The sequence below is a fragment of the [Rhizobium] kunmingense genome, assembly GCF_977018605.1.
The window spans coordinates 590,276-613,528 of the sequence record NZ_CDRNXG010000002.1 but is presented as its reverse complement, the minus strand read 5'-3'; the positions used below and the strand labels follow the sequence as shown (position 1 = coordinate 613,528).

The 23,253-nt window shown below is 58.8% G+C and carries 22 protein-coding genes; 9 read left to right on the top strand and 13 right to left on the bottom strand.

Annotation, left to right across the window (positions count from 1 at the left end; all coding sequences use genetic code 11):
- Nucleotides 1-328 precede the first annotated feature (328 nt).
- The 5 genes from AC0JZ4_RS21290 (at nt 329) to AC0JZ4_RS21270 (ending at nt 7,713) form a co-directional block, all read left to right on the top strand.
- Nucleotides 329-1,405 carry a catalase family protein gene (locus AC0JZ4_RS21290; RefSeq protein WP_471888481.1) on the top strand — a complete coding sequence of 359 codons (1,077 nt, stop codon included), beginning with the start codon at nt 329-331 and terminating at the stop codon, nt 1,403-1,405.
- Nucleotides 1,406-1,486: 81 nt separating this feature from the next.
- Nucleotides 1,487-3,763 carry an FdhF/YdeP family oxidoreductase gene (locus tag AC0JZ4_RS21285; RefSeq protein WP_471888480.1) on the top strand — a complete coding sequence of 759 codons (2,277 nt, stop codon included), beginning with the start codon at nt 1,487-1,489 and terminating at the stop codon, nt 3,761-3,763.
- Between the two features lie 127 nt (nt 3,764-3,890).
- On the top strand, nt 3,891-4,397 hold the full coding sequence (locus AC0JZ4_RS21280) for a (2Fe-2S)-binding protein (protein WP_471888479.1): 507 nt from the start codon (nt 3,891-3,893) through the stop codon (nt 4,395-4,397).
- On the top strand, nt 4,394-5,380 hold the full coding sequence (locus tag AC0JZ4_RS21275) for an FAD binding domain-containing protein (RefSeq protein ID WP_471888478.1): 987 nt from the start codon (nt 4,394-4,396) through the stop codon (nt 5,378-5,380). The genes AC0JZ4_RS21280 and AC0JZ4_RS21275 overlap by 4 nt, the downstream gene beginning before the upstream one ends.
- Before the next feature lie 50 nt (nt 5,381-5,430).
- Nucleotides 5,431-7,713, top strand: a complete 2,283-nt coding sequence (locus AC0JZ4_RS21270) for a xanthine dehydrogenase family protein molybdopterin-binding subunit (RefSeq protein ID WP_471889057.1) — start codon at nt 5,431-5,433, stop codon at nt 7,711-7,713.
- A 99-nt stretch (nt 7,714-7,812) separates the two neighbouring features.
- On the opposite strand, the gene AC0JZ4_RS21265 is transcribed toward AC0JZ4_RS21270, so the two are convergent.
- From AC0JZ4_RS21265 to AC0JZ4_RS21250, 4 genes are all read right to left on the bottom strand, one after another.
- Complete coding sequence (locus AC0JZ4_RS21265; protein WP_471888477.1) at nt 7,813-8,196, bottom strand: response regulator; 384 nt, start codon at nt 8,194-8,196, stop codon at nt 7,813-7,815.
- Nucleotides 8,197-8,360: 164 nt separating this feature from the next.
- Nucleotides 8,361-8,807, bottom strand: coding sequence for a sensor histidine kinase (locus AC0JZ4_RS21260; RefSeq protein ID WP_471888476.1), 447 nt, complete (start codon nt 8,805-8,807; stop codon nt 8,361-8,363).
- The gene (locus AC0JZ4_RS21255) at nt 8,759-9,748 is read right to left on the bottom strand and encodes a PAS domain S-box protein (RefSeq protein WP_471888475.1); all 990 of its coding nucleotides are present in this window, start codon (nt 9,746-9,748) and stop codon (nt 8,759-8,761) included. The genes AC0JZ4_RS21260 and AC0JZ4_RS21255 overlap by 49 nt, the downstream gene beginning before the upstream one ends.
- Before the next feature lie 209 nt (nt 9,749-9,957).
- The gene (locus AC0JZ4_RS21250) at nt 9,958-10,572 is read right to left on the bottom strand and encodes a flavodoxin family protein (protein WP_471888474.1); all 615 of its coding nucleotides are present in this window, start codon (nt 10,570-10,572) and stop codon (nt 9,958-9,960) included.
- A 149-nt stretch (nt 10,573-10,721) separates the two neighbouring features.
- Here AC0JZ4_RS21250 and AC0JZ4_RS21245 point away from each other — a divergent pair, with 149 nt between their 5' ends.
- Nucleotides 10,722-12,911, top strand: a complete 2,190-nt coding sequence (locus tag AC0JZ4_RS21245; protein WP_471888473.1) for a GAF domain-containing protein — start codon at nt 10,722-10,724, stop codon at nt 12,909-12,911.
- A 23-nt stretch (nt 12,912-12,934) separates the two neighbouring features.
- On the opposite strand, the gene AC0JZ4_RS21240 is transcribed toward AC0JZ4_RS21245, so the two are convergent.
- The 7 genes from AC0JZ4_RS21240 to AC0JZ4_RS21210 form a co-directional block, all read right to left on the bottom strand.
- Nucleotides 12,935-14,239: a GAF domain-containing sensor histidine kinase gene (locus AC0JZ4_RS21240; RefSeq protein WP_471888472.1), complete on the bottom strand. Its 1,305-nt coding sequence runs from the start codon at nt 14,237-14,239 to the stop codon at nt 12,935-12,937.
- A gap of 61 nt (nt 14,240-14,300) precedes the next feature.
- Nucleotides 14,301-17,465 carry a type II toxin-antitoxin system ParD family antitoxin gene (locus AC0JZ4_RS21235; protein ID WP_471888471.1) on the bottom strand — a complete coding sequence of 1,055 codons (3,165 nt, stop codon included), beginning with the start codon at nt 17,463-17,465 and terminating at the stop codon, nt 14,301-14,303.
- 88 nt (nt 17,466-17,553) lie between these two features.
- On the bottom strand, nt 17,554-17,922 hold the full coding sequence (locus AC0JZ4_RS21230) for a response regulator transcription factor (RefSeq protein ID WP_471888470.1): 369 nt from the start codon (nt 17,920-17,922) through the stop codon (nt 17,554-17,556).
- A gap of 322 nt (nt 17,923-18,244) precedes the next feature.
- Nucleotides 18,245-18,880: a glutathione S-transferase family protein gene (locus AC0JZ4_RS21225; RefSeq protein ID WP_471888469.1), complete on the bottom strand. Its 636-nt coding sequence runs from the start codon at nt 18,878-18,880 to the stop codon at nt 18,245-18,247.
- 12 nt (nt 18,881-18,892) lie between these two features.
- Complete coding sequence (locus tag AC0JZ4_RS21220) at nt 18,893-19,072, bottom strand: hypothetical protein (protein WP_471888468.1); 180 nt, start codon at nt 19,070-19,072, stop codon at nt 18,893-18,895.
- A 157-nt stretch (nt 19,073-19,229) separates the two neighbouring features.
- The gene (locus AC0JZ4_RS21215; protein ID WP_471888467.1) at nt 19,230-20,108 is read right to left on the bottom strand and encodes an SDR family oxidoreductase; all 879 of its coding nucleotides are present in this window, start codon (nt 20,106-20,108) and stop codon (nt 19,230-19,232) included.
- Between the two features lie 79 nt (nt 20,109-20,187).
- Entirely contained in the window at nt 20,188-20,484 is a 297-nt protein-coding gene (locus AC0JZ4_RS21210; RefSeq protein WP_471888466.1) for a PRC-barrel domain-containing protein, read from the bottom strand.
- A 165-nt stretch (nt 20,485-20,649) separates the two neighbouring features.
- On the opposite strand from AC0JZ4_RS21210, the gene AC0JZ4_RS21205 reads away from it, so the two are divergent.
- The 3 genes from AC0JZ4_RS21205 to AC0JZ4_RS21195 all read left to right on the top strand — a co-directional run bounded on the left by AC0JZ4_RS21205 (nt 20,650) and on the right by AC0JZ4_RS21195 (nt 22,413).
- Nucleotides 20,650-21,468: an alpha/beta fold hydrolase gene (locus AC0JZ4_RS21205; protein ID WP_471888465.1), complete on the top strand. Its 819-nt coding sequence runs from the start codon at nt 20,650-20,652 to the stop codon at nt 21,466-21,468.
- Nucleotides 21,469-21,682: 214 nt separating this feature from the next.
- On the top strand, nt 21,683-21,982 hold the full coding sequence (locus tag AC0JZ4_RS21200; protein WP_471888464.1) for a hypothetical protein: 300 nt from the start codon (nt 21,683-21,685) through the stop codon (nt 21,980-21,982).
- Complete coding sequence (locus AC0JZ4_RS21195; RefSeq protein ID WP_471888463.1) at nt 21,982-22,413, top strand: PIN domain-containing protein; 432 nt, start codon at nt 21,982-21,984, stop codon at nt 22,411-22,413. The genes AC0JZ4_RS21200 and AC0JZ4_RS21195 overlap by 1 nt, the downstream gene beginning before the upstream one ends.
- Before the next feature lie 61 nt (nt 22,414-22,474).
- On the opposite strand, the gene AC0JZ4_RS21190 is transcribed toward AC0JZ4_RS21195, so the two are convergent.
- Nucleotides 22,475-22,894 (bottom strand): PIN domain-containing protein, encoded by a 420-nt coding sequence (locus tag AC0JZ4_RS21190; RefSeq protein WP_471888462.1) that lies wholly within the window; start codon nt 22,892-22,894, stop codon nt 22,475-22,477.
- Nucleotides 22,891-23,145 (bottom strand): FitA-like ribbon-helix-helix domain-containing protein, encoded by a 255-nt coding sequence (locus AC0JZ4_RS21185; RefSeq protein ID WP_471888461.1) that lies wholly within the window; start codon nt 23,143-23,145, stop codon nt 22,891-22,893. Before AC0JZ4_RS21185 ends, AC0JZ4_RS21190 begins: the two co-directional genes overlap by 4 nt.
- Nucleotides 23,146-23,253 lie beyond the last annotated feature (108 nt).

Genomic DNA, 23,253 nt, shown 5'->3' with positions numbered 1-23,253 from the left:
GCCCGACCATTGCTTAGATGCAGCTCAACCTCCAGAAAGCGACAGGCTCAGGGTTTGTGCTACCCCACCAAATGCCCGTCGCACCACTTTAGTTCAGTCGAGTGATTGTTTGTGAACGGTCCCCGAAAGTCTGAAAGCAACTCGACGAAGGGCCAGAGCTGATTGTGTTTGACACTTCTACGGCCTCCAAATCAGGTTATTTGCGCGCCAAAAAAGCGATTGGATATTTCTTTTTGCGCAACCGGTTTTTCTGTGAAACCTTTTGGTGCTCCGCACCTTACTCCCCGCGATGGCCGGCCATTTTCAGGTCCGCCGCACGGAGGCTCCTATGACCCAATCCTCACCCGTCAGATTTTCACCCGACCTCGAGACCATAACGGCCGACGAGCATGAAACCGTATCCGGACTGAACAAGCAGTTCGATATCATTCTGGAGAAAACCTCCGAGGATTATGGGCATGCGGTGCGGTCCGTACATGCCAAGGCTCACGGGATCATCGAAGGCAAGCTCACGGTGTTTGAAGGGTTGGCCACCGAGCTTGCCCAGGGGATGTTTGCAACACCCGGTGAACATGGCGTCTATATGCGGCTTTCCACCAATGCCGGCGACATTCTGCCGGATGCGATCGCCCTGCCTCGCGGTCTCGCAATGAAGGTCGTCGACGTGGAGGGGTCGCGGCTGCCGGACGCCGAAGGCAGCACCCAGGATTTCGTGATGGTGAACGGGCCGATCTTCCAGGCTCCCAATCCGGAAAAATTCCTGTCCAGCCTGAAGCTGCTTGCCCGCACGACCGACAGAATGGAGGGGACGAAAACCGTCCTGTCGAGTGTCCTGCAGACGGTCAACAAGGGACTGGAGGCCGTCGGTGTCGCCAGTCCCACCGTGCAGGGACTGGGCGGCGCGCCGAATGTCGACCCGCTCGGCGAGACCTATTTCAGCGTTACCCCGTTTCGCTATGGCGACTATGTCGCGAAATTCCGGTTGAAGCCGGTCTCACCGGACCTGACGAAGCGAACAGGCAACGAGATTGACGCCAGCGTGCGCGAAGATGCGATCCGCGAAACCGTGCAGGCCGAGATGCAGACGACCGTCGGCGAATGGGAATTCCAGGTTCAGCTCTGTCGTGACATCGAGGCACAGCCGATCGAGGACCCGACCGTGGAATGGAAGGAGGACGAGGCGCCTTTCGTCACCGTCGCGAGGGTCACTGCTGCGCCGCAGGACAGCTGGAGCGATGCAAAGGTTCAGAAGGTCGACGAGGAGATGCGCTTCAGCGTCTGGACAGGCCTTGCGGACCATCAGCCATTGGGCAGTATCAACCGCGCGCGGAAAGACACCTATCGACACTCGGCGGACTTCCGCGCGAAATTCAACGGCTGTCCGTTCCATGAGCCGCAAGAGTAATCGCGGTAAGCAAGCGAACCGACAGCGGTGAAGCCACCAGTGTCGGTCCGCTCATTCCCATAGTCTTGTTGCGAGGTCCCAATGGCCGACATTATTTCCAATCCCGAATCCGAAGGCCCTTCCGGCGGCTGGGGTTCGGTCAGATCGATGGCGCGCATTTATGGGGACACAAAACCGTCGCCCGCGGTTCTGGAGGCGCTGACGCACCAGAACAAACCGGGCGGCGTTATGTGCGTGTCCTGCGCTTGGCCGAAGCCCGTCAACTACCATCCCTTCGAGTTCTGCGAGAACGGCGCCAAGGCGACCCTATCGGATCTGACCAGTGCTCGCTGCACCCCGGATTTCTGGAACGAACATACCGTCGCAGAGTTGCGCAACTGGAAAGACTACGATCTGGAGCAAACCGGGCGGCTGACACACCCTCTGCGCTATGACGCCGGGACGGATCGTTATGTTGAAGTCACCTGGGACGAGGCGTTCGAAAAGATCGGGGCAACTCTGAAAAGCCTGCCGAAGGAGAGCGTCGTCTTTTATTCGTCCGGCCATGCCGGGCTCGAAGCATCCTACCTCTATGCGTTGCTTGCGCGCGCCTATGGCAATAACAACCTGCCGCAAAGCTCCAACATGTGCCATGAGACCACCTCCGTTGGCCTCAATAAAGTGATCGGCTCACCGGTTGGCACGGTTGTCTGGGAAGATCTGGAAAAGGCCGATGCTTTCTTCTTTTTCGGGCAGAATCCGGGATCGAACAGCCCGCGTTTCCTGCACCCTTTGCAGGAGGCGAAGAAGCGCCGCGCGCGCATCGTCACTTTCAATCCGGTTGTCGAGCAGGGCCTCGTCTCATTCGTCAACCCGCAAAGCCCTGTCGATATGCTGACCGGCCATGAGACGCAGATTTCCGACGAATATCTGCAGGTCCAGGCTGGTGGCGATATCGCCGCTATCCTCGGGCTCTGCAAGGTCGTGATCGAGGCAGATGATCGCGCGGTGGCAGCCGGATCCGCGCGGGTAATCGACATCGCCTTCATCGAAGAGCACACGACCGGCTTCGATAAATTCATCGCCCTCGTCCGACAGACGGGCTGGGCGGAAATCGAACGCGAGAGCGGATTAACCGAAGCCGCCCTCCGCCGCGCCGGCGAAATCTACATTGCTTCCGAACGTGTGATCGGCGTCTATGGCATGGGTCTGACCCAGCATTCCCAAGGCGCGTTCAACGTCGCCATGGTCGTCAATCTCCTTCTTCTGCGTGGCAATATCGGTCGCGAGGGCGCCGGCTGCTGTCCGGTGCGCGGCCATTCCAATGTCCAGGGGCAGCGCACGGTCGGGATCGCCGAAAAGACAAAGCTGATCCCGATGGACAAGCTGAAACAGCTGTTCGACTTCGATCCACCGACCAAGGACGGCACGACCATTGTCGACGCCGTAAAGGGACTGATGGCTGGAGAGATCAAGGCGTTCATCTCGCTCGGCGGTAATCTGGTTCGCGCTGTGCCGGACCAGAAGGCAATGGAAAACGTCTGGGCAAGCCAGGACCTCACCGTCGTCGTGTCGACCAAGCTCAACCGCACGCATCTGTTTCCGGCCAAACAGGCCTACATCCTGCCCTGCCTGTCACGCTTCGAAATGGACGTCCAGGCAGGCGGCAACCAATCGGTTTCCACCGAAGACAGTTTCTCGCATATCTCGGGTTCGACCGGGAAACGCGCGCCCGCGTCGAAACATCTGAAGAGCGAGCTGGCCATCGTCACCGGGATCGCAAAGGCGGCCCTCGATCCGAACCCCAAACTCAAATGGGACGAATGGACGGGCGATTACAGCCTTGTGCGAGACCTGATTGAATTTACCTACCCGAAGGATTTCAAGGACTACAACGCAAGCCTGTTCCAGCCGGGCGGTTTCTACCGCGGCAACGATGCGCATGAGCGTGTCTGGAACACCGAAGAGAAAAAGGCGGTGTTTACCGCACCGAAGCAGTTGAATGCCCTGTCGTTTGGCGATGCCGATGGTCGTTTCCGGCTTTTGACCATGCGTTCCAACGATCAGTTCAATACGACGATCTACGGCTATTCCGACCGTTTCCGCGGGATAGAGGGCACCCGCGATGTCGTGCTGATGAGCCGGTCCGATATCGACGCGGCCGGTCTCGTCGAAGGCCAGGTCGTCAAGCTGGTCAGCGATTTCGGCGACGGCATCCGCCGCGAGCTGGGCGGGCTCAAGGTGACGGCGCACAATCTCCCGAGCGGCACGATCGGCGCCTATTATCCCGAAGCCAATGTCCTCAACGCGATCGACCATCACGACGAGCTGTCGAAGACGCCGGCGTCAAAGGCTATCCCTGTCCGGATCGAAGCCTGACGCCAGCGTCGCACCAAGTATGCCTGACGGCATTTCCACGACCGCTCGGCACAAATGGCACACCACCGCGTTACGTCATTTATCGCGATTCCGGATCACTGAACCGACAAGACGGGGAGACACCAGAATGACCATGACCGTGAACGGCAACACCGTATCGATGCCCGACGACCCGCGCGTTTCGCTTCTCGATCTCCTGCGCGAACATCTCCACCTGTCCGGCACCAAGAAGGGCTGCAACCAGGGTGCCTGCGGAGCCTGCACCGTTCTCATTGATGGGCAGAGAGTGCTTTCCTGTCTGACGCTCGCCGTTCAGTGCGGCGAGCGGGACATCACCACGATCGAGGGCCTTTCGAACGACGGCGCCCTTCATCCGTTGCAGCAGGCGTTCATCGAACATGACGGATTTCAGTGCGGCTACTGCACGCCGGGCCAGATCTGTTCCGCCATCGGCATGGTGGAAGAAATGCGTCGCGGCGTTCCGAGCCAGTTGACCGGCGATCTCTCCGTGGATGTGGTCGCTTTTGATCGTGACGAGCTGCGCGAGCGCATGAGCGGCAATCTCTGTCGATGCGGCGCTCATAACGGCATTATCGATGCGATCAAGGATGCTTTCCGGGAGGCCGCCGAATGATCCCGTTCTCCTATACTCGCGCGACTGACCCAGCGACAGCGCTTCAGTTTTCCGCAGACGGCGCCGGCAAATATCTCGGCGGCGGCACAAATCTCGTCGATCTCATGCGCGAAACCATCGAGCGTCCGGCGCAGCTGATCGATGTGACAAGCCTATCAGACACGATCGAGGAAACGCCGGATGGTGGCATCCTGATCGGTGGCGCGGCTCGCAACACGGCCATCGCCGAGGATCGGCTGATCCGCACGCGGTTTCCGCTTTTGTCGCGCGCCATCGTTGCCGGGGCCTCGCCGCAGATCCGCAACATGGCGACGGCCGCTGGAAACGTCCTCCAGCGCACGCGTTGCGCGTATTTCTACGACAATGACGCGGCCCGCTGCAACAAACGCGAGCCGGGTCAGGGATGCGACGCAATTGAAGGCTTCAATCGCTATCACGCGATCCTCGGCGCCTCATCAGCCTGTGTCGCCACCCATCCGTCCGACATGTGCGTCGCGCTGGCGGCGCTCGATGCCGTCGTATATCTCCAGGGCGCGGACGGTGAGCGGACCATACCGCTCAGCGACTTCCACCGACTTCCCGGCGACCGGCCGGATATCGAGACCGTGATAAACCCAGGCGAACTCATCACTGCCATCGAACTCCCGCCGCAGCCGATGGCGGTCAACTCTACCTATCGCAAGGTGCGCGACCGTGCGAGCTACGCGTTCGCGCTCGTTTCAGTGGCGGCGACGATCAAGATTGAGGCCGGTTTGGTCGGCGACGTCCGCATCGCGCTGGGAGGAGTCGCCCACAAACCATGGCGAGCTTTGAAGGCAGAGGCCGCCCTGCGCGGTCAGCCGGCCACCGAAGCATCCTTCCGCGCGGCCGCAGAGGCGGAACTCGCCGATGCAAAACCGCTGACGCATAACGCATTCAAGGTAGAGCTGGCCAAGCGTACGATTGCTGCCGTTCTTGCCGATCTTTCGGGAGACGCCGCATGAGCATGTTCGAAAAGGCCAAGGAAACCGCTCAGGGCGTGGTGCAGACCGTGATGAAGAAGGCCGTCGAGGCGGCACCCGACAGTTGGATGCCGGGCGGCGTGCCCGATCCGCTGATCGCCGCGAAACACGGTCATATCGGCCGTCCCGTCTCACGCGTCGACGGGCCGTTGAAGGTGAAAGGTGCCGCACGCTTTGCCGCGGAATTTCATCCCGAAGGGATGGTCTACGCAGCGCTGTCCTACAGTACGATCGCCAAGGGTGGTATCACCGATATAGACACGGCCGCCGCGCAGGCGGCGCCCGGCGTTGTGCTGGTCATGACCCACCGCAATGCGCCGCGCCTCAACCCGCCGCCAAAATTCCTGTCGCAGAACAAGGCCGCAGGCGGCGACGATCTTCCAGTCATGCAGGACGAGCGTATTCACTGGAACGGCCAACCGGTGGCGCTGGTCCTTGCCGAAACCCAAGAACAAGCCGATCACGCCATATCGCTGATCGAGGTGAGCTATGCCGCAGAGCCTGCGGCGACCTCTCTTTCGGATGCGGTCGGCAAGGGCACCGAGACCGGTGGCTTCATGGGCGAGCCGCTTCACAACGAAATCGGTAATGCTGACAAGGCGTTTGTCGATGCTGCCTTCAAGGTTGATAGCGTCTATCATTCGCCCCGGCACAATCACAATGCGATGGAACCGCATGCGGCAACCATCCTGTGGGAAGGCGACCGGCTGATCATTCACGATGCCACGCAGGCGGTGGCTCATACCGCCTGGTCGATGGCGCAGGTGTTCGATCTTGATGAGACCGATGTACATGTCACCTCGCCCTATGTCGGCGGCGGCTTCGGCGGCAAGACCCTTTGGCAGCACCAGATCCTGGCCGCAGCAGCGGCACGGCTGTCCGGGCGGCCGGTGCGGATCGCCCTGTCGCGCGAAGGCGTCTACCGCATCATCGGCGGCCGCAGCGAGACCAAGCAGCGCGTGGCGCTGGGTGCGGACCGCGACGGCAAGCTGACGGCGCTGATTCATAGCGGGACGACGCCGAAATCTCCCCACAGCGCTCTGCCGGAACCCTTTATCGTGCCGACCCGCAGCGCTTATGCCGTCGATAACATGACGCTAGACGTGCAGGTCTGCATGCTCGACATGATGGCCAACACTTTCATGCGAGCTCCGGGCGAAGCCGTCGGAACCTTCGCGTTGGAAAGTGCCATGGACGAACTGGCCGACAAGCTGGGCATCGATCCGATCGAGCTCCGCGTCCGCAACGAACCTGACAGGGATCCGATCGGCGGCGTTCCGTTCTCATCGCGCAATATTGTCGAAGCTTATCGCATCGGGGCGGAGCGCTTCGGCTGGGACAAGCGTAATCCCGTGCCCGGCAGCCGGCGCGAAGGCGAATGGCTGATCGGCATGGGCTGCGCCACTGCCACCTATCCCTATTATCGCATGCCGGGTGCCGCTGCCCGCATCACGCTGTCTGCCGATGGCCACGCAACGGTCGATTTTGCCGCACATGAAATGGGAATGGGAACCTCGACGGTTCAGACGCAGGTGACGGCGGACCGGCTCGGTCTGACCATGGACAAGGTCACTGTTCGCTACGGCGACTCGACCCTGCCCGGCGTCATTCTTGCCGGTGGTTCGCAACAGACGGCCGCAATCGGCATGGCGGTTATGTCGGCTTACAATGAAATGGTCGCCGAACTCCTGAAGCTTGCCGGCAATGCCTCGCCGCTGGCAGGCTTGAAGCCGGACGAGGTTATCGGGATCAATGGCGGTCTCGCTCACCGTGAGAGGACTGAGCGCTTCGAGAGCTATGCGTCCATCCTGACCCGTGCCAATCAAAACGAACTCGTCGCCCATGGCACCCCGCCCATGCCGTTCGAACTGCAGCACTGGTCAATGCATTCCTATGGTGCAATGTTCTGCGAGGTTCGGGTCAACGCGATTACCGGCGAGCCGCGTGTCAGCCGTTTCCTCGGTTCGTTCGACTGCGGAAAGATTCTCAACCCGAAGACCGCCGCGAGCCAGTTCCGTGGCGGCATCATCATGGGCATAGGGCTGGCGCTGACCGAGGAGACGCAGTTTGACGAGCGCAACGGCCGGATCATGAACCCGAGCCTTGCCGATTATCATATCCCCGTCCATATGGACGTGCCAGAGATCGAGATCATGTGGACGGATATTCCCGATCCGCATACGCCAATGGGCGCGCATGGAGTGGGAGAAATCGGCATCACTGGAACAGGCGCGGCGATCGCCAATGCGGTGTATAACGCGACGGGAAAGCGTGTCCGGGACCTTCCGATCACATTGGACAAGCTGTTTACATGAATAAAGATCGTTGAGGGCGCCGGAAATGCGATCGCGGCACCTCTCCCCCGGGGTGATTGCTAGACGGGGCGCAACACAACGCTTCTTCTCTATCCCTGCTTACCCGCAAATCTCGTTCAGCGCTTCGAGGACGAGAGCTTGGTCAAGAGGTTTGCTCAGGAACCGCGAGTTCAGAGGCAACACACCATCAGCGGGAGTGACAGCCCCGGAGGCAACCACGATACAAATGTGCGGCCAGTGCTCGCCCACGTACTGAGCAAGCTCTATGCCGTTCAGCCTGCCCGGCATCTGCACATCGGTGAACAGCAATTTAAGTGTGTGATGTTTTTTCAGAAACTCGAAAGCTTCGTCAGCTGTGCGAGCCTCGATGACGTGATATCCAGCCTCCGAGACAATGTCGGCGGTATCCATGAGGATCAGCGGCTCGTCGTCAACGACAAGGGCGATCGGTTCTTTGAGTTTTGCATATTCGGTGGCATCCATGCCAATGAACAGACATCGCGATCTTTGGTTCCGATCGTTGAAGGATTTCGCTGAATGAAAGCGGCCTCGCCCATCATCTGACCTAATTGAACCAACCGCGCTGCCGGCGATCCCGTAGCTTCCGCAACCGGTCTGGCTCCGGAACAACTTAACCGACTGGGTTTCTAATTTACTACCGCTTCGGTCTCGATCCGCGAAAGAGGTGTTTTGAAGGTCATCGTCAGGCCGGCAGGATCATAGTCTAGTTCTACTTGGCCCAATCCAGCGAGGCTTGACCTAATCAGCTTCGAACCGAAGCCAATATGCTTGGGCTGCGTCACGGTTGGACCATCAATCTCGCGCCAATTGAATTTAAGTTCCGGCTCTCCGCTGCCCGGCACAGTCAATTGCCAGTCAATCGAGACTCGACCTGCCGCGTCGGACAAGGCGCCGTATTTCAAAGCGTTTGTCAGGAGTTCATGGATGACGAGACCGAACGACAGCGCAGCTTGCGGCGACAGCGTTACAGTCGGTCCCGAAACGACGATGCGGTCACTACCGTCCATTCCGACATTGCTGACTGTTATCTCGACGAGGTCGCGGATCGAGGCGCTGACCCAGTCCGACTGCATGAGGACGTCATGTGCCTTCGACAAAGCGCCAAGCGCGCCTGCAGCTTCTCACCTGCCTCCTGAACGTTGGCAGCTCCCCGCATCGATTGCACGGCGATCGCCTGCACCACGGCCAGCGTGTTTTTAACGCGATGGGCCAGCTCGTGCATCAACAGCCGCTGGGTCTCTTCGGCAGTCTTCGTAGCGGTGATGTCCCTGGAAACCGAAAGAATGCGTTCGGGCTTGCCGTCCGGTCCGAACATCGGGGACACTTGAACGTCCCAACACTTGCCCGTCCCTTTGAGCGTATTGGCGAAACCGACAAAACGAGCGCTCTCGCCTAACCTGGCCGCCGCTACAGCCGCTTTCGCGGCTGTATTGCCCTCAAGCTGCCAAAAATCCGGCCAGGGACAGCCGGCAATCTTGTTGAAATCGTCAACCTCCATCACCCGCATGCCACCTTCAGACATGAAAGTCAGGTTTGCATCGAGATCGAGGACCTTGATGCAGTCGTCGGAGGCGTAAAGCACCTTCTGCATGAAGTCCGCATCGGCACGGCGGCGCTCCTCCTCCTGCCGTTGCTTGGTGCGATCGCGCAAAACCTTGATGAAGCCGCGGAACTCGCCGTCCTCGTCGCGGAGGGTCATCATCTCGCCCGAGGCCCAGAACCGTGTCCCATCTTTTCTCAGATGCCATCGTTCGTCGTTGCCCCGGCCGTTGGACAATGCAGAGGCCATCTCCTTGGCCGGTATCTCTGCCGCCCTGTCCTCAGGCGTGAAAAAGATGTCGGCTGGCTTGCCGCTCATCTCCTTTTCGGACCAGCCAAGGATGAGCCTCGCGCCCTCGTTCCACGTCACTACGAAACCTTTGCGGTCCATCGATATGATGGCGTAGTCGATGGCGCTATCGACGATGGCGGCGAGCAAGCGCTCTTTGGTCATTCCTAAAGCACTCTGCGTCATGTCGAATCTCGCGGCGACAAAGTCATGAAGTGAATGTGCGTGTAGAAATTCAAAATCTCATCCTTGTCGCCATGGGCTGCAGTATTGCTGCACTCCGATCGACCTCAACGGACTGATCTCGGAATATATAGGGAGTGTCACGCAGTTTGCCCACGCGGAACAAGCGGTTGCCACCTTGATGCATGGCCGGGCAAAAGCAGAAGTCGAATTCACGATTTGTCGCTTGGATAGGCATTCTCCTTCAATAGACCTGCCAGATGGACCGTGTTCCTGACAAGCATATCGACCATGGTAGTAACGGCATCTGGGACGGTTTTCAGATCGACAAAGTTCGTGCTGCCCATTGCCTCCCCGACCCAATACGCAACAGCATTGGCGGGGATTGTAAAGCCAACGTCATTCAGCGCCTGATAGACGTCCGCAGAAACATTGTGGGCGCCGTCCTCGTTTCCGACAACTGCCACTGCCGCTACCCGGCCGTAAGATAACATCCTCCCCTGATCGTCGGTTTCCGAAAGGAATGCATCCATACGCTCAAGCGCACGCTTGGTGATCGATGAAGTTTGGCCCATCCAGATCGGCGTACCGACTATTAGAATGTCCGCCTCCAGCACCTTCTGGCGGATACGCGGCCAAGCGTCCCCCGCCCCTTCGTCCGAACTGACGCCCGGCAGAATATTGTGGTCGGCCAGCCGGATGACCTCGATTTCAACATCATGCCCTTTCAGACCATCGGCGATCAGCCCAAGCAGACGATCGGTGGAGGAAGGCTCGCCACCGGACGATTTGAGCGTTCCGTTGAATGCGACTGCCTTGAGGGTCATGACGATCTCCTTTTTTGTCTTAGGAGTTGAACCCGCGAGACCTGGCCGGGTTCCTATTCCAACGTGATTTGCCAAACCCACGGCAACGCTCTATTTTAAGATCCAGTAATACTCCAACGGGCAACGCTTCGCGTTGTCGAGGCGCCCAGTTGTTACAGCAAAATCTCTCGGACCCGTCCGTTACCGTTTCATCTGCCTCAAACGTCACCTTTCTTCCAGGTGCTCAGCGCAGCCTCGAAGAGATGCTCGACCGTGAAACCTGGATATCCGGACAGCGGCAAGCCTTCGAGCTGGCACTAGGCGATGCCCCGATCGCGGTTTCCCTCGGCGTACTCGTGGAGATCACGACAACCGCGTTGGGATCGAGTGCGAGAGGCGCTTTCTATCTTGCCGATGCCAGCGGCAAGACGCTTCACCACGTGGTTGGAATGCCAAACGAGTATGCGCGTGAAGTCGATGGTGTCCGCATCGGCCCGGAGACGCTCGCTTGCGGCTTGGCCATTCACATCGGAGAACCGGTGCTGACAACTGATGTGCGGATAGAACCGCGGTGGCAGCCGTGGATCGCACTCGCAGATAAATGGAGCTACCGCGCCTGTTGGAGTTTTCCCATCCGCGCAAGAAGCGGGAATTGTATTGGTGCCTTGGCGATCTACTGGACAGAGCCGCGTTTAGCCACTGCCAACGATGTCGAGCGGATCGGCCTGATGACCCAAACCGCCGCGATCATCATGTCGCGACATCTGGAAACGGAAGAGCGCAGGCATGTAGAGAAAGCCTTGCTGGAGACGCAGTCAAAACTAGAACGCGAGCTCAGAGATAGCGAGCTTCTCCGAGAAGTCAGCGTCGCATTGACGGATGAGGACAACGAGGCTGCTATTTACGAGAAGCTGGTCTCGGCGGCCGCCAAAATCATGCATTCGGATGTCTGCACCGTCCAGTTTTTCCACCCAGAGCGCGGCGCGGCGGGCGAACTCGAAATGCTTGCCTCCGTCGGACTGGACGAAAACGGCAAGGCCTATTGGAAATGGGTGCGCGGTGATTCCGGTTGCACCTGCGGTCAGGTGTTGCGGACTGGAAAGCGGGCTATTGCAGAAGAAGTCGCGACCTGTTCATTCATGGCCGGCACCCCGGACCGCGACATCCTTCTTCGCGGAGGTATCCAGGCTGGCCAGAGCACGCCGCTGATTACGCGCAGCGGTAAGCTCGTGGGTATGATCTCGACGCACTGGGGCAGACCGCATCGGCCGACCGAACGCGAGCTTCGCATGCTCGATCTGATTGCGCGACCAGCCGCGGACCTGATCGAGCGCAAGCGCGCCGCTGCGACCCAGAAACTGCTGCTCAACGAGCTCAATCACCGGGTCAAGAACACGCTCGCCGTGGTGCAGGCGATGGCGAGCCGTACACTAGCCTCGACGAGCGATCCCAAGGAGTTTTCCAGAAAATTTGGCGGTCGCGTGCAGGCGCTTGCTCGCATTCACGATCTGCTCAGCGCAAAAAGCTGGGAGGGCGCCGATCTCCGTGATCTCATCGTCGCTCAAGTCTCCACCGGTGGTGCCGACGACGCGCGCCTCGGCCTCTCTGGCCCCGCCGTCCGGCTCGATCCCCAAATGGCGCTTCACGTTGCGCTCATCGCCCATGAACTGGGAACCAACGCCACAAAATATGGCGCACTGTCGACCCCGACAGGTATGGTTACTGTCAACTGGTCGACCGCGGATGGCGCGCTTTCCATCGATTGGAAGGAATTAGGCGGGCCCATCGTCGAGCCGTCGTCGGCGCAGGGATTTGGAACGACCCTGATTACACAAAGTGCCAGAGGACAGGGTGGCGAAGCCAACATGTTACCCGAAGTTGATGGGGTCCGCTGGACCGTCAAATTGCCATACAGCTGCAACTCATCGAGAAGGAGCGATGCGATGGCACCGACCTCCACCGAACCAAAAAGCATTGCACCCGAAGCATTTACGGATCTCAAAGGCAAGCGAATTCTCATCATTGAAGATGAGCCGCTGATTGGCCTCGACATCGTCTCGGCGCTTGAGGAGGCGGGCGCGCATGTTGAAGGACCAGTCGCATCAATCGAGGATGCCTGTCATCTCATCGCCACCGGGAATTTTGAAGCAGCCTTGGTGGATGCCAACCTTCACGGGCGGCCAGTGGGGCCGATCGCAGTTGCGTTGACCGACCGTCGCATTCCGTTTGCTTTCGCGACCGGTTACGACAAGGAAGGCCTGCCGGAAGGGTTCCGGCATATCGCTATCTTGAGCAAGCCCTGCGGACCGGAAATGGTCGTCGAAATGGCGAAGCAACTCATCGGAAGCTCTGCCAGATAGGGGTCAGGACAAGCGCGGCGCCTTCATTTGCACATCGGCAATGAGAAGATGAACCTCGTCTTTTCCTGTGTCGACGTGACCTCAAGCTTTCCGTGGTGTGCCTCAGCGATCTGCGCTGCGATGTAAAGGCCAAGACCCAAGCCCTCCGCATTGGTACCGCCTCGTCGTTTAAACGGGCGAAACAGCTGTGACATCGCATCTTGCGGGATCGGCTCGCCGCCATTTGCAGTCGAAAGCAAAAACCCCTCCGGTGTTTCCTTGGCTGTTATGATAACCGCGCCGGCCGGATCGCCATGGGTCATTGCATTGCCCAGCAGGTTGGAGAACATCTGCCCGATCCGCGCGTGATCGACGGCCAGCTCGATCGGCCCCTGCAAATTTGCGACGATTTCGCGATTGGGCCAGGACATCCGATGCTCGTCGATGATCTGAGCAAGCGTCGGCACCAGATCCCTCGTATCGATGTCGAGTCCAAGCCCTCCACCCAGACGTCCGCGTGCGAAATCGAGGACGTTGTCGATGATGTTTCCCATCCGGTCCGCGCTGGCATTCATCAGATCGACGATGGTTTTTGTCCGGGTGTCGGCATTCTTGGCAAGCTGACGGATACCGGCTTTCACCGAAGCCAGCGGGTTTCTGAGATCGTGGCCGAGTACGGCGACAAACTGATCGCGAAGTTCGGAGGTTTCAAGCTCGTCCTTCAGCTTGGCTTGAGTCTCGACAAGATCGCCGCGGGCACCAAGATTGTGTGCAATGAGTTCAGAAAACAGCCTGAACATGCCGAGCACACGGTCGTTGTCGACCTTTGCCGGTTCTGGGTCGAGCGCGCAAAGCGTGCCGAAAAAGCTGCCGTCTCTCAGGATGATCGGCATGGAGATGTAGCTTTGGAAGCCATATTTCAAAGGCGTGTGGTGTGTCCGCCACTGGTCGTCTGCACCGACCTCATCGATGGCAACAGGTGTTCTCGATTGCTGGATTTCATGACAAATCGTGGTCTCGACCTCAAGCTCGCCGCCGGCCTCAAGACCAAATTCGATGCCATCCAGTGTCCGGCAGGCAATCCATCGTCCTTCGGTCACTCGAGCAATTGCCACGAACCGCATTCCAGTCGACTGGCTGATCACGTTCAAGATGATTGGAACGGAGCCAATGCTGTTGATCGCATCGATATCCGCCTGAAACTCGTGCACCACCGCCGCTTGTCGGCCGACGATCTCTGCCGGTTGCGGAACGATTGCGGCATTGTCCGGCTCATCAGCGGCAACAGGTTGCCCTATCTCCATATCAGAGGATTGCGAAGGGTCCTGCTCACTATCTTCAAATTTCATAGCGCGTTATCCAGACTGATCGGTCCCTGACCGACAACGGGGCGAACTGTAATCCGGCATTTCAAGAACTTTCGCTTCTATTCTTCTGCGCGACTGCGCCAGCCTGACGCGTCAGGCCGAGCTTCTCGGACAGCAGGGCGGCGAGCGCATCACCATCATAGGGTTTGGACAGGATGATCACATCCTGCTCTGACTTGACTGCACTCGGGTCGCCGGTTGCATAGACGATCAGCGCTGATGGGCGCAGCGTCCTTGCTTCTGCAGCGAGATCCGCGCCTGAGGCACCTGGAAGATTAAGGTCCGTCAGCAGAATATCGACAGGCGCTGTCTGGAGTGCCGCCATCGCCTCCTCGGCGCTTCCCGCCTCGATGACAATGAAGCCCGCATCCTGCAGCATGTCGGCCGTGTTCATCCGGATCAGTTGATCGTCTTCGACCAGCAGGACCGTGTGCCGTTCATTGGCGACCAGGTCTTCGGCCCGGATTGTGCCGTCTGGTGTGATCGGCAATCTCTGCGTCTGCTCAATTGAAGCAGAACTGGGCTTTGATGCTTTCGCCGTGTTTCGCTGCTTCTGGTTGGCGAGCACGTGCCGGAATTTCCGGGCCAGAGCCTCGCGTGTATAGGGTTTTGACAGGAGCTCGACGCCTGCATCCAGCTTGCCGCCATGCACGATCGAATTTTCCGTATAACCAGACGTGAACAGCACCGCGATGTCCGGCAGGCGCTCTTTTGCTTTTCGGGCGAGCTCCGGGCTTTTCAACGTGCCCGGCATCACGACGTCGGTGAAGAGCAGATCGATCGGGATGCCGCTATCGATCACCGTCAGAGCACTTGCCGCATCAACAGCTTTCAGGGTGCGGTATCCGAGGTCCGCCAGAAGCGCGATCACGGTTTCACGAACCTCAGCATCATCCTCGACGACGAGAACGGTTTCAGTACCACCGGTGATCGGGCCGTTGTCGATCTCGACCTCGACATCTTCGGCCTCATGGGCACGCGGCAGATAAAGCTTGATCGTCGTGCCGTGGCCGACCTCGGAATAAATCTTCACATGGCCGCCGGACTGCTTGACGAAGCCGTAGACCATCGACAGGCCAAGGCCCGATCCCTTCCCCTCTCCCTTGGTCGAGAAGAACGGCTCGAACACCTTGTCGATGATCTCGGGATCCATACCGGATCCGGTATCGGTGACCGCCAGCATGACATACTGACCGGCCGTCACCTCATCATGATTGCGGGCATAGGCGTCATCGAGATAGGTATTGGCAAGCTCGATCGTCAGCTTGCCGCGGCCGTCCATCGCGTCGCGGGCATTGATGGCAAGGTTGAGAAGCGCGTTTTCGACCTGGGTCGGATCGATGAACGTGTTCCAAAGACCACCGCCGACGATCGTCTCGACCTCGATCGCCTCACCGATTGCCCGGCGGATCATATCGTCCATGTCGCGAACGAACCGACTGGCATTAACGACTTTCGGGGCAAGCGCCTGGCGACGGCCAAAGGCCAGCAACTGGCTGGCAAGCTTCGAGCCCCGCGACACGCCGGCCATGGCATTCTTGATCCTCGTTTGCGCACGGTCGTTGCCTTCCGTTTCACGCGCGAGGAGCTGCAGGTTGCCCGAGACGACCTGCAGCAGATTGTTGAAGTCGTGGGCCACGCCGCCAGTCAGCTTGCCGACGGTTTCGAGCTTTTGCGCCTGCGCAAGCTTGGCTTCCGCTTGGCGGCGCTCACCGATTTCGGAAATTACCCTGGCCTCGAGGTTTTCATTCAGATGCCGGAGCTGCTCTTCGGCGCGCTCGCGGTGGCGCACCTGCCGTGACAGGGCTTCGGCATGCTCGCGCAGCGCTTCTTCCGCGGCGCGCTGATGGGTAATATCGGTGTGAACGCCGACCCATTCCAGGATTTCGCCGTCCGCTCCCAGGGTCGGCAACCCCTTGATCGCGAAGTGGCGCCATTCGCCATCATGGCGACGCACGCGGTGCTCGTGAACGAACATAGATTTGTAGGCTACCGCTTCTTTCCAGGCATCGATTGTGCCAGCGACATCGTCGGGATGCACGGCCGTTGCCCAACCGTAGCCTTGATACTCTGCCGCGGTCTGACCAGTCAGGGCTTCCCAGCCATGCTGTTCACCCAACATCTGCCCATCGGCGCTGTTAGTCCACAAAACACCATGGACGGCATCCATAGCGGTGCGGAAACGGCCATTGCTCAGGGAAACAGCTGCCTCACGCTCGGCTCGCTCACCGACATCGATGCCGAGGATGTAAACGCCTGGTATCGACCCGTCCGGCTCGACGCTCGGAACGTAGCGGATTTCCATACGGCGCGGCCGACCATCCTTGTGCGGCAGTGTTGTTTCTGAGGAGAATGTCTCGCCGGCGAGGCCGCGCGCAATCGATTGTCGGCGATCCTCATAGGCTGCTTCGCCGATCACATCGCGGACGGGGCGCCCGATCATCATCTCAGGCGCCATGCCGAACCAGTCCTGGTAGGCCGCGTTGGCGAAACCATAGACATGATCCTGGTCGACATAGGAAATCAGCATTGGGATAGCATCGGTGACGCGCCGAAGCTCCGCTTCGCGCGCCGCAACCTTCTGCTTCATCGCCACGCGATCACTGTTATCGACAACCGTGCAAAGCACGCCGGCAATCTTCCCGTCGGCCTCATAGACCGGCGTATAGAAGAGATCGAACATGAACTCTTTTGCAACGCCATCGCGAAAGAGAGTCATCGGCTGGTCGTGATATGCCCGAAGCTCACCGCGAAAGCCCGCTTCGAGCATGTCGCGGTTCCAGTCCCAGATCTCGGACCAGGTCTCGGAGACCTTTGTACCCATCGCCGCGGGGTGCTTGCTTCCGGCGATTTCGCTGTAACGATCATTGTAGATCATCACATTGCTCTTGTCCCACATCAGGACTTTGGCAACGGGAGAATTGACGACGTTGGCGACAGTGGTTCTCAGCTCCACTGACCAGGTCTCGATCGCACCGAGGTCGGTCGATGCCCAGTCGATACCTCTGATCAATTGACCACATTCGCCGCCGCCGATCGGCCAGACCGCTGGATATCGTGCGGATTCCTGCCCACCGTCGCGCAGCTGACGCAGCGCCGCGCGAACCACCTCGCTGGCATTGGCGTAGTCACCAGATTCCAGCTGATCGTTGATGAAACCTTCGAGTTCCGAGGTGAGCGAGACGTTGCGCGACAGCCGTGTAATCATACCATCTCGTCGCAAATCCCGCGAGCTGTGTCAATAACTGACACAGCTTTGGAGCCCCTGAGTATCAGGGCATTCGCGCGGATAGAGATCAAGCAGTTGCAAACAGCTTGAAGAACGCACTCACGCGGGAAATGTCGTAAGGCTTTTCGATAAACCCGGCCTGCCCGAGTGCAGCGCGGGTGGGACGAACCATGCCGGATGTCACGATGATCCCGATCTTGGGCCAGCGGTTGTTGATGATGCCGGCGAGCTCAAGACCGGTCATCGAACCGGGCATATTGACGTCGGTGAAGACCACATCGATGTCATTTCGATCCTCAAGGATCTTGAGCGCTTCGTCAGCGCTTCCAGCCTCAATGGGGCAAATATCTTCCTCGGAGACGAAATCGGCGACATCCATGCGGATGAGTGCCTCATCCTCGACGATTAGGACATTCAGTATTCTGCGTGATTCCAATTAGACACCTGGTTCCGTCATTCTTGCGCTCCAGCCCGCTCCGTTTGGGATTGCGCTGTTCAACCTCAAACCAACAACCCGGACGGGTCACCTGCAGACCTGTCGGCTAGCCCGGACGCAATAACGACCAAGGTCTGTTTGCGTTCCACAAGGTAATGCAAATTTATGGACCGATAAATGGATTTTGCCGTTTCGAAGAACCGCACGTGAATTCCGAGTAGGTCGATCCTCTGGCACTGTGGCATTCCCGCGGCAATCCAAACCGCACCAGACGAGGAGAACATATGCCGACGAGATTGGTCATCCCGCCGTCGTGACGTTTTCAGGTTGCGAAACGGTAGGCACCGCCCATTCCCAGGGCCCTCCTATAGGCTGGCCGAGCATGAATTCGTTCAAGCCAGGCGATCGTCGCAGGGCGGGATGCATCAAGGCCCGCCCGTGACCGCGCCGCTTCGAGCGGGAAGCTCATCATGACATCGGCTGCCGTGAACTCATCGCCGGCAAACCACTGCCTGGCCGCAAGTTCTGACTCGATATAGTCCAAGTGAACGTCGAGCATCGGGCGAACCTTTTTGACCGCTAATCTCCCGAGCAGCGGAACCTTCGACACGACAAGCAGGGCAAAAAGGACGGGCATCACCGACCCCTCGGCGTAGTGCGAGAATTGTCGGTAGCGAAGCAGGTTATCCCTGCCAGCAGGGCCAAGCCTTCCCGCAGAAAGGTCGACGAGATACTCGCAGATCGCACCAGTCTCGACGAGAACGACGCGATGGCCGTTGGCATCGAGATGTTCGACAATCGGTGACTTGCCGAGTGGATGGATCCGCCTCAGCTCGTCTGGAGCGCTCATGTCCGGCCGGCGTTTGTAAGAATGGATCTCGTAGCCGAGGCCGAGCTCCTCAAGCATCCAGAGAACACGTTGCGAGCGGCTGTTGTTGAGGTGATGGACAATTAGCATTTCACGGCGCTCTCATGCGGCGCCTTGGTCATTTTCTGTATCGAGGTTCTCTGGACGAATCCCTTCATCCCGAGGCGCCGTCGATCCCTTATCGTCTTTTGCTTGCTTCGCAGACCCGGCGACACCCCCGGAGTGATTGGCAGACCACGTTTTCGGCAGGTCGCGACCTGTCTCACCATTCTTGTCGGTCATTCGATGACTCCACAGCTACGCCGCCATAACCAGCGGCCAATGAGCGGGAGTAACGAGGCAAAGGACCCAACGTTCCCATGCGCCTCGCGTCACCAGGCCGTGATTGATCTATTGTTTTACACGCACGAGGCTAAGCGTTCTCGACGACAGTTTTCTATCACGGTTGGCCGCCACCGCCGGCGGCGCCATAGACCTGTCCGTTGGCATAACTTGCCTTCGGATCGGCGAGCTGAACATAGATCGAAGCCAGCTCTGCCGGCTGACCGGGGCGGCCCATCGGAGTGTCGCCTCCAAAGCCCTGCAGTTTTTCCATGGTCGCGCCACCGGCCACCTGCAACGGCGTCCAGATTGGGCCCGGTGCGACGCCGTTCACCCGGATGCCTTTCGGGCCGAGCTGTTTCGCCATCGATTTCGTAAAATTCATCCCGGCCGCCTTGGTCATCGCATAGTCCACGAGGTTGGCCGAGGGGTCATAGGCCTGTTCGGACGTGGTCTGGATAATCACCGATCCGGGATTCATCTGTTTTACCGCCGCCTTGGTCAGCCAGAACAGTGCGTAGATGTTCGTTTTCATCTTTGCATCGAACGCGTCGGAGGTGATGTCTGCGATCGACTGAGCCTGTTGCTGCCGGCCGGCATTGTTGACCAGAGTATCCAAACCACCGAGAGCTGCGGCCGCATCCTCGATCAGCTTCTGGCAAAAAGCCTCGTCACGCAGGTCTCCCGGCAGCGCTACGCCAATGCGCCCTTCCTTCTTGATGAGAGCGATGACTTCCTGGGCGTCGGCCTCTTCGACTGGCAGATAGTTGATGGCGACATCCGCCCCCTCTCGGGCAAAGGCGATCGCCGCGGCCCGGCCCATCCCTGAATCCCCGCCGGTGATCAGCGCCTTCCTGCCTGTCAGCCGGCCGGAGCCGACGTAGGATTCCTCGCCATGATCGGGCGTTGGGTTCATCTCACCTGCAAGGCCCGGAAACGGCTGCGTCTGCCTGTTGAAGGGCGGCTTGGGATAGGTGGTGGTCGGGTCGGTCGTCATGGCTCGTTCCTCTGCTGCTGCCGGCACGCCGCTTGCGCGGCATGTGAAAAGCCCGGCACGAACGCCGGGCTATCTTATGTCAGTGTTTGTGTTCGGGCATGTCCTTTAGCTGATCCTTCGTCCAGCTCGTCACGGCATGGACGTCGCCGTCCTCGTCGCGCATGAACTGCAGGTCAGACAAAGGCACAGCCACCGGCTTGGCGCCGATGCCGAGGAAGCCGCCGACATCGATGACCGCCTGTTCCGCGGCGCCTACGCCGTGGACATGATCCAGCTTTCCGACCTTGTGGTCGTCAGCGCCGTAGATCGTGGCACCTTCAAGGATGGCTGGAGTGAGTTCGGTCGGGGCAAGGCGAACGTGATTGGTATGGTCCATTGTGTTTCCTCCTTCTTATGGGTTGGACAGGGCAAACCGCTTCACAGGCAATATTGTTCCGGTCGCTGATTTCCGGCGCTCCGCGATAAAGTAGGCAAGGGTTTGGAGTCGGAACCATTGCCGCCGTGCCCGGTTAGTCTGCGTCGAGAAACCGAGGAGACCACCATGGCATTTATCGAAGCGAAGGACGGCACCCAGATCCACGTCAAAGATATGGGGAAGGGTCACCCTGTCGTACTCATCCACGGCTGGCCGTTGACCGGCGACATGTTCGAATACCAGACGCTGGCGCTTCTGGAGGCCGGGTATCGGGTGATCACCTATGATCGCCGCGGTTTTGGCCAGTCGGGCCATCCGGCCGATGGTTACGACTACGACGTATTCGCAGACGACTTGAGTGCCGTGCTCGAAGACCTTAAGATTGATAAGGCCCACCTGGTCGGCTTTTCCATGGGCGGTGGCGAAATCGCCCGATATCTGTCGCGCCACGGAGCGGGCCGGGTATCAAAGGCCGTCTTGGTCTCCTCTGTCGTGCCGTATCTGCTGAAGGATACGTCCAATCCGGATGGCGTCGATGCGAGCGTATTCGCCGAGATGAAGAAACAGGTCCGCGAGGACCGGTTTGCTTTCCTGCAAAGCTTCGCCAAGACGTTCTATGGCGTTGGTCTCGTCAGCAAGCCAGTCAGTCAGGGTATACTCGACTGGTCATTCGTTCTCGGCGTCATGGCCAGTCCGAAAGCGACGATCGACTGCATCGACACCTTCGGCCGGACCGACTTCAGGCCAGACCTGCCGGCGTTCACAATCCCGACCCTCGTCATTCACGGAACGTCCGACAAGACCGTTCCAATTGATCCGTCCGGCCGTGCTGCCGCCGGTGGCATCTCCGGTGCGACGATTATCGAGTACGATGGCGAGCCGCACGGCCTGTTCGCGACGGCGCCCGAGCGCCTGAACAAAGATCTGATCGAATTTCTGGCATAAGCCAGTAACACCCAGCCGCGCTGACTTGTCTGTGGCTGGGTGTCACCACAACAGATGCGTTCCGGCAGGGAGACCAAGGTCTTGATAGGATTCGAACCGACGGCCCACGATTGTGATTATGCGGCGAAACAGCCGGGCCCAACCATCCTATCTCCAGATGCCTTGCAGAGACCAACGCGTCTGGCTATATCACTGGAAATATCTGGAGGATCCGATGGCCAGCTCTCAGACACGCGCAATTCAGAACTACAGAAGCCGCTTGGGCGACCGCGGCCTCGCTCGTTTTGAGGTACTTGGGCGCGACAGCGATCGCAGCTTAATTAGATCACTGGCTCGCAAATTGGCCGAAGATGGCCCGGAAGCAGCTAATCTCCGTGCCGTCGTCAACGAAACGCTTGCTGGTGAGCCGCCTAAAAAGGGTGGTATTCTCGCAGCTCTCCGCCGATCGCCGATGGTTGGAGCCGATCTCGACACCGCCCGTTCACGCGAGGAAGGTCGCGAGATAGATTTGTGATGCGCTATTTGCTCGACACCAACATTCTCAGCAATATCACCAAACCAGGGCCTTTGACGTCACTGATGGCATGGATGGCCGAGCAATCCGACGATGATTTGTTCATCGCTTCGCCTACTGTCGCGGAGATACACCGAGGAATTTTGGAAAAGCCAGCGGGAAAGAAACGAGCCGCTCTCGAAGCCTGGTTTGCCGGCAATGAAGGGCTGCAATCGCTCTTTGCTGGTCGCATCCTTGCGTTCGACGAAAAGGCAGCTCTGATCTGGGGCGAGCTAATGGCACACGGAAAGGCGACGGGCCGCCCTCGGAGTGCCTTGGACACAATCGTTGCTGCCATTGCGAAATCCAACAGCTGCATCGTTGTCACCGATAATGAGAGAGATTTTCAGGGAATCGAAATTATCAATCCCCTTCGTACGACCACGATCTAAACCACTCGCAAAAGTTAAGCTCTTGATGAGACTCGGACGAGCGACTTGCAATTCTGACGGCTTAAACGGCCCAAGGATTGATGATTCTCAATCCGGCTGCCTCGAATGGGCTTGTATCTCGAGTTGCCACCGCGAGACGGTTTTCTGCTGCTGTAGCAGCAATGTATCCATCAGCCTTCCCGATCGCCTTTCCGGATGTTCGACCGCCCGCCATCAACTCCGCGTAGAATTGCGAGGTACCTATGCTAAAGGGCAGAATGCGCCCGTCAAAGAGCGGAAGAACCTCACCTTCAAGGCGTTCGTCGAGAATTGCCTGACGCTTCCCTGAGGGCATTGAGGCAATCCCGAAACGCAGTTCGGCAATTGAAATCGCGGAAATGAACAACGTCTCGATGGCTTGTGCATCCAGCCAAGTCAGCACAGCAGGATCAGGAGCCGGCTTCCAAGGTTCAGATATTACATTAGTGTCCAGTAAGATCATTCGAAAGTTATCGGTTCTGCCGGCGCCCTATCGCGCTGTTGTTGCAGCGCTTCAACGTCACTGTTTGACAATTCGGCATCACGGCCAATAGCAGCGAGCAATGATCCGAGTTTCACACGTCCAGTTGGACGAACAGCGGCTTCAAGAATGTCCCGAATTTCGGCCTCGGTACTGCGACCGTGGTAAGCTGCTCTTGCGCGTAGCGCCCGATGCGTTTCATCAGAGATGTTTCGAATGGTCACCGCCGCCATAAATCCGATCCTACCTTTATTCTTCTCGTGATATCAATTTGACAGAAATGATTGCACTTCTCAACCCGTGCCGTGAGCAAGAAGCGGAACTTTGTAGCGCGCCTTCTC

Bases quoted from the DNA above. Each gene is read 5' to 3' on its own strand.
- AC0JZ4_RS21290 (WP_471888481.1), top strand. From the start codon at position 329: ATGACCCAATCCTCACCCGTCAGATTTTCACCCGACCTCGAGACCATA.
- AC0JZ4_RS21285 (WP_471888480.1), top strand. From the start codon at position 1,487: ATGGCCGACATTATTTCCAATCCCGAATCCGAAGGCCCTTCCGGCGGC.
- AC0JZ4_RS21280 (WP_471888479.1), top strand. From the start codon at position 3,891: ATGACCATGACCGTGAACGGCAACACCGTATCGATGCCCGACGACCCG.
- AC0JZ4_RS21275 (WP_471888478.1), top strand. From the start codon at position 4,394: ATGATCCCGTTCTCCTATACTCGCGCGACTGACCCAGCGACAGCGCTT.
- AC0JZ4_RS21270 (WP_471889057.1), top strand. From the start codon at position 5,431: ATGAAGAAGGCCGTCGAGGCGGCACCCGACAGTTGGATGCCGGGCGGC.
- AC0JZ4_RS21265 (WP_471888477.1), bottom strand. From the start codon at position 8,196: ATGGATGCCACCGAATATGCAAAACTCAAAGAACCGATCGCCCTTGTC.
- AC0JZ4_RS21260 (WP_471888476.1), bottom strand. From the start codon at position 8,807: ATGCAGTCGGACTGGGTCAGCGCCTCGATCCGCGACCTCGTCGAGATA.
- AC0JZ4_RS21255 (WP_471888475.1), bottom strand. From the start codon at position 9,748: ATGACGCAGAGTGCTTTAGGAATGACCAAAGAGCGCTTGCTCGCCGCC.
- AC0JZ4_RS21250 (WP_471888474.1), bottom strand. From the start codon at position 10,572: ATGACCCTCAAGGCAGTCGCATTCAACGGAACGCTCAAATCGTCCGGT.
- AC0JZ4_RS21240 (WP_471888472.1), bottom strand. From the start codon at position 14,239: ATGAAATTTGAAGATAGTGAGCAGGACCCTTCGCAATCCTCTGATATG.
- AC0JZ4_RS21235 (WP_471888471.1), bottom strand. From the start codon at position 17,465: ATGATTACACGGCTGTCGCGCAACGTCTCGCTCACCTCGGAACTCGAA.
- AC0JZ4_RS21225 (WP_471888469.1), bottom strand. From the start codon at position 18,880: ATGCTAATTGTCCATCACCTCAACAACAGCCGCTCGCAACGTGTTCTC.
- AC0JZ4_RS21220 (WP_471888468.1), bottom strand. From the start codon at position 19,072: ATGACCGACAAGAATGGTGAGACAGGTCGCGACCTGCCGAAAACGTGG.
- AC0JZ4_RS21215 (WP_471888467.1), bottom strand. From the start codon at position 20,108: ATGACGACCGACCCGACCACCACCTATCCCAAGCCGCCCTTCAACAGG.
- AC0JZ4_RS21210 (WP_471888466.1), bottom strand. From the start codon at position 20,484: ATGGACCATACCAATCACGTTCGCCTTGCCCCGACCGAACTCACTCCA.
- AC0JZ4_RS21205 (WP_471888465.1), top strand. From the start codon at position 20,650: ATGGCATTTATCGAAGCGAAGGACGGCACCCAGATCCACGTCAAAGAT.
- AC0JZ4_RS21200 (WP_471888464.1), top strand. From the start codon at position 21,683: ATGGCCAGCTCTCAGACACGCGCAATTCAGAACTACAGAAGCCGCTTG.
- AC0JZ4_RS21195 (WP_471888463.1), top strand. From the start codon at position 21,982: ATGCGCTATTTGCTCGACACCAACATTCTCAGCAATATCACCAAACCA.
- AC0JZ4_RS21190 (WP_471888462.1), bottom strand. From the start codon at position 22,894: ATGATCTTACTGGACACTAATGTAATATCTGAACCTTGGAAGCCGGCT.
- AC0JZ4_RS21185 (WP_471888461.1), bottom strand. From the start codon at position 23,145: ATGGCGGCGGTGACCATTCGAAACATCTCTGATGAAACGCATCGGGCG.